Below are 4,792 nucleotides of genomic sequence, written 5' to 3' on the forward strand. Positions count from 1 at the left end.
CTCGGCGCCGGCTGCGGCGGGGCTCGCCGCACCCGCGGCGGCCGCGGCGAGGGCCAGGAAGCGGCGGCGGTCGGTGGAGAGGGTCATGACCGGTCCTTTCAGGTCGGCCCGTGCCGGGGTCGCGCACGGGGGTCAGCAGCTGGAGTTGGTCTGCGTGATCAGGCCGAGGCGCCAGGGCAGGAGGTTGTAGGGGCCGCTCGACGCGGGGTCCATGCCCTGGTAGAGGAATTGCAGATCGCAGGGGCTGATGGCGAGGGTCTGGTCGATGCCCGCGCGGATCATCTCGCCGTGGCTGATGTCCTGCGTCCAGGCCCCGCCGGGGAAGGCGACGTTGGTCCTGCGGGCGAAGGGGTTGGCCTTGGTGTCGGCGAGGGCGGTCCAGGGCCCGGTGAGCGAGGGAGCGGTCCAGGACCGGAACATGCGGCGGCCTTCCCCGATGGCCTCGACCAGGAGCAGGTACTCGTTCCCGCCCTGGACCTTGTAGACGTTCGCCCCTTCGAAGAGCCAGAGCTTGTTGGCGTCCTGCATGGCGATGACCGGGCTGCCGAACCCTTCGGGGAAGTTCGCGACCGACGTCTGGGCGCGGTAGAGCTGGCCGTTGTCGTCGGAGGAGAACATGTGGCAGTTGGCGCTGTCGCAGGCGATCCAGAAGTCCAGCCACTGGCCGGAGCCCATGTTGTCCAGGACGATCTGGGGCGTGCCCGCGTAGAACGGTGTCGGGGCGCTCCACGACCGGGGATCGGCGATGTCGGCGGTGGTGGAGTAGGCGACGTTGTTCCCGATCTGGTAGATCAGGTACCACCGCTGCTCGGGCGCGAAGTAGAACACCTGGGGAGCGGCCTTGTAGCCGGCGCCGATCGCGGTCGTGTCGAGAAAGGTCAGCGGCGCGTCGTCGGCCTGTGACCAGTCGCTGAAGCTCAGGTACGCCAGGCTGTAGGACTGGTTGGTGTTCACGACGCTGACGAACACGTGGTACCGGCCGTCGTGGTAGACGACCGAGGGGTCTTTCACGGACACGATGTTGTGCGTGGCGTCCGGTTTCGGGGAGACCAGCTGCGCTGTGGAGTCCCACTGGAAGCTCGACGGCAGGGCGCTCGTGCGCGGCGCGGCGAAGTCGAGGTAGTCAATGTTGCCCAGGCCGGCGCTGGAGGCGGCCGCGAGCCGGATCGTGTTGCTGCCCGCTTTGACCGGCACGCTCAGGTTGTTGATCCCCCAGTTGCTCCACCTGCCGGTGGGATCGAACGCAACGCCGGACTGGACGGTGGCGCCGTTGACGACCAGGTCCGCCGGCCGGTCGGCGGTGGTCCCGTTGGCGTACTTGACGCCGATCGTCGCGGTGCCGGCGTTCGGGGCGTTGACGGTGAAGGTCACCCCGGTGCCGGTCTGGTTGGGGGGGGTTGCAGAATCCTGAACCGGAGAACCCGGCGTAGTTCGATTCGACCGCGCCTTCGCAGGCGGCGTTCTCGGCCTCGATGCGGCCCGACTGCGCCTGAGCGCTCGGTGTGAACACTGCGAGGGCGGCGAACAGCGCTGCGGCCGAGACCGCAGGGATGACCGAGAACCTCAGCGACCGTCTCATGGGGACTTCCTCACGCATCAACATAGACATATGTCAATGCGAGCAGTCTGTCAGAAACAGTCGCCAAAGGCAAGGACCGTTTCGAAAGCGGCCTCAGCGCCCTGTCGGCCGCGCGGTGCTGGCGCGGACCACCAGCGTGGTCGCCAGCTCGATGCGGGTCTGGGCTGCCGATTCGCCTCCGGCCAGGTCGAGGACCAGCGCAGCGGCCGCCGCGCCCAGTTCGCTGAACGGCTGGTGCACGGTCGTCATGGGCGGTCCGCACCACCTGGTGTAGGAGATGTCGTCGAAACCGACCACGCTCAGGTCCCCGGGGATGCGCGCGCCCGCCTGCCGAGCGGCCTCGTACACGCCGAACGCCTGAAGGTCGTTGCCGCACAGCACGGCCGTAGGAGGCTCGGCGAGGCTCAGGAGCTCCCTGGCGTGGCTGAGGCCCTCCTCGAAGGAGAACCACATCCCGGTCCGCACGAGGTGTTCGTCCAGCGGCACCCCGGCCGCCCCCATCGCCGTGCGCACGCCTTCGAGGCGGTCGCGCGCGCACCGCCGCTCCAAGGGCCCGGTGACCACTGCGATTCGCCGGTGCCCGAGATCGAGCAGGTGCTGGGCGGCGGCCACACCGCCGTGCCGGTTGGCCGCAGCCACCGAGGGGACGGGATGCAGCGGCTCGCTCGTGGGATCCAGCGCCACGAGCGGGATCCCGCTGGCGGCCAGCAGGCCGTGCTGTTCCGGCGAGAATCCCATGTGGGCGACGACCACCCCGGTCGGGCGACGGGCCAGCAGGGCCTGCGCCCAGCTCCGGCCGGCGGACTCCTCCTGCCGCGCATCGGTGAAGGCGACCGCCAGCCCTTGGCCGCCGACGGCCTGCTGGACACCTCGCAGGATCTCCACCGCCAGGTGGCCGTGCATGCCGTAGAAGACGACCTCGACGACGGCAGCCCTCATGACCTTCTCGGGACGGCGGTACCCCTGCTCACGCAAGAGACGCTCCACCAGCCGCCGGGTCTCCGGCGCCACCCCCGGGCGTCCGTTCAGCACTTTGGACACCGTGGGCGCCGAAACGCTGGCCATCCGCGCAATCGCCGCGACCGTCAGCTGGCCGCGCCGATCCTCCACGCCCGCGGCGTCGGAGACGCCCGGGTCCGACGGGTCAAGCCCGCCCGAGCCTGCGGCCCCGGTCCCGCGACCCCGATCGCCGCCTTTGCGGCCCCGCAGCGCCTTCCGCTCCGCCGCCTCGCCGAGCAGGCGGTTCCGCGCCTGTTCCGCCTCGGCCTCCGCCTCCGGTCCCCCTGGCACGGTCTCCGTGAGATAGAGCCGCTTCTTCGAGACCGGATCGAGCCCGGCATAGACGCGCACCCGCAGTGAACCGCTTGGGAGCCTTTCGATTTCGCCGCGGGAGCGCCGCGGTCCGCTTCCGGCCTTCATGGAGCCACGTTAGCAGCAGGTCCTCCCGCTTCAGATGGCTCCATTATTAGCTCCATGGAGCCATTCTCATCGAGCGCCCGCGTGATGGCGAGACGGGTGCACGACGATTCAGCCCTCGGATTCAAGGGTTTCGGGCGGAGGCTGCTTGCGACGCTTGCGGATCACGAGAACCACCATGAGCACCGCCAGCAGTCCGGCGACGACGAGGACGCCGACGTCGCCGGCGCTCTTCACGCCCGCGGCGACGCCGAGGCCGAACAAGAGGGGCAGTGCCGTCGAGCAGGCCGCGCCGGCCGCAATCGGAGGCAGGAATTCACGGTATGACATGTGCGCCGCGCCGGCCACGGCAGGCACGAGGCTCCGCACGAACGGGATCAGCCGCCCCACGAACACCGCCCACATGCCGTGTGCGCGCACCATGCCGGCGGCCTTGTCCCAGGCCTGGGCGCCGCGCTTGCGGACAAGTCCGGTCTCCCGCAGCGCCGCACCCATGCGACGGCCGAGTTCGAACCCGATCACGTTGCCCGCCAGCGCGCCGACCGAGACCACTGCCCACAGGAGGAAGAACTCGGGCACCGAGTCGACGGTGGCCGAGGCGATGAGCAGGGCCGCTTCGCCCGGAATGAAGAACCCGAGGCCGATGATGGACTCACCGAGCACGAGTACCCCCGTACCCGCCAGCATCGCGGGCTCAGGCAACGACTGCAACCAGTCCAGCACGTTGGACAACGCCATGTAAGAGACTCCCTCGCTTGAACGTCCGCATTCAAATGACATGCACTGCCATTTAAATGAGCGTACCTGATAGACCCTTTTGCGGCATCTGGGCAGGGTCCTCAGCCGAGAGCCGGTACTCGCGGCGACGGGCGCGGGTCCACCGAGGATCAACTTGCGGATGCATCCGCTTCAAGATCGGTGAGTGATCTGCCGTTCACGTGCAGAAATCCGTCGGCGCCACCCAGGGGTTCGACCCGGATGCGCAGTCCGGCGTCGCTATTCACCCGGGATCGACAAGCGGCATGCACACTCACCTTGAGCCGATTCGATCTGTCAGCAACTGCCATCTGATGGTTGAACACATCGCACCGGCATCGGTTCCGGACCGGGCAGACGCCGCCGTGCCGCCGGCAATCCGCGGTGGTCGGTTCAAACCGGTTCTACTGCACCGGTTTCGAGGGAGTAGTAGGCCCCGACGATCTCCAGGTCGCCGTCCTCGGCCGCCTGGGCGAGTGCGGGGTGGTCGCGCAGGCTCGCGGCGGTGAGGGTGGTGTGGGCGCGGGTCATGGCGTCGACCGGGTCGCCTGTGGCGTCGCGGCTCGCCTCGTAGGCGGGGGCGAGGTGTGCGACCAGCCGTCCGAACCCGTCCTGCCCTTCGCCGTGGTGCAGCGCGTTCCATGCCAGGGTGACCGCGCCGCAGTGCTGGTGGCCGAGCACCACCAGCAGCGGTGTGCCGAGCTCGACCGGTCCGTAGGCGAGGGACTCGGCGACCATCGGGTCGAGGGTGTGGGCCGCGGTGCGGACGTCCATCAGGTCGCCGTTGCCGGCGTCGAACAGGTACTCGGGCGGGACCCGGGAGTCGATGCAGGTGAAGACGATCGCGCGGGGACGCTGGCTCCAGACCAGGGAGTGGCGCAGGGCCGCGTCGTCATGGGGGTGGCGCGGGCGGTCGGCGGCCCACCGCCGGTTGCCCTCCATGAGGAAGTCCCAGGCGCCGGCCGCCGGGGCCGGGGAGGAGGCCTCGGCGGGCGCCTGGGGCGAGCGCGCTCCGGCGAGCACCGCTGCGAGGCCGAGGGC

4 protein-coding genes are annotated in these 4,792 nt (G+C 69.7%); all 4 read right to left on the reverse strand.

All coding sequences use genetic code 11. From position 1 onward, the window contains the following. Positions 1–132: 132 nt before the first annotated feature. Positions 133–1,548 (reverse strand): non-reducing end alpha-L-arabinofuranosidase family hydrolase, encoded by a 1,416-nt coding sequence (locus DI269_RS00450; protein ID WP_269814125.1) that lies wholly within the window; start codon positions 1,546–1,548, stop codon positions 133–135. 124 nt (positions 1,549–1,672) lie between these two features. Continuing rightward, on the reverse strand, positions 1,673–2,998 hold the full coding sequence (locus DI269_RS00455; protein WP_198667004.1) for a LacI family DNA-binding transcriptional regulator: 1,326 nt from the start codon (positions 2,996–2,998) through the stop codon (positions 1,673–1,675). A gap of 108 nt (positions 2,999–3,106) precedes the next feature. Further along, on the reverse strand, positions 3,107–3,733 hold the full coding sequence (locus DI269_RS00460) for a DedA family protein (protein ID WP_157974662.1): 627 nt from the start codon (positions 3,731–3,733) through the stop codon (positions 3,107–3,109). Positions 3,734–4,144: 411 nt separating this feature from the next. Next, positions 4,145–4,792, reverse strand: a 648-nt coding sequence (locus tag DI269_RS00465) for a carbonic anhydrase (protein ID WP_198667005.1), incomplete at its 5' end; no start/stop codon positions are given.

Origin of the sequence: Glycomyces dulcitolivorans (genome assembly GCF_003265355.1) — a bacterium.
In the GTDB taxonomy this organism is placed as follows: Bacteria; Actinomycetota; Actinomycetes; order Mycobacteriales; family Micromonosporaceae; genus Glycomyces; species Glycomyces dulcitolivorans.

Coding starts and splice junctions, on each gene's coding strand:
- DI269_RS00455 (WP_198667004.1), bottom strand. CDS start 2,998: ATGAAGGCCGGAAGCGGACCGCGGCGCTCCCGCGGCGAAATCGAAAGG.
- DI269_RS00460 (WP_157974662.1), bottom strand. CDS start 3,733: ATGGCGTTGTCCAACGTGCTGGACTGGTTGCAGTCGTTGCCTGAGCCC.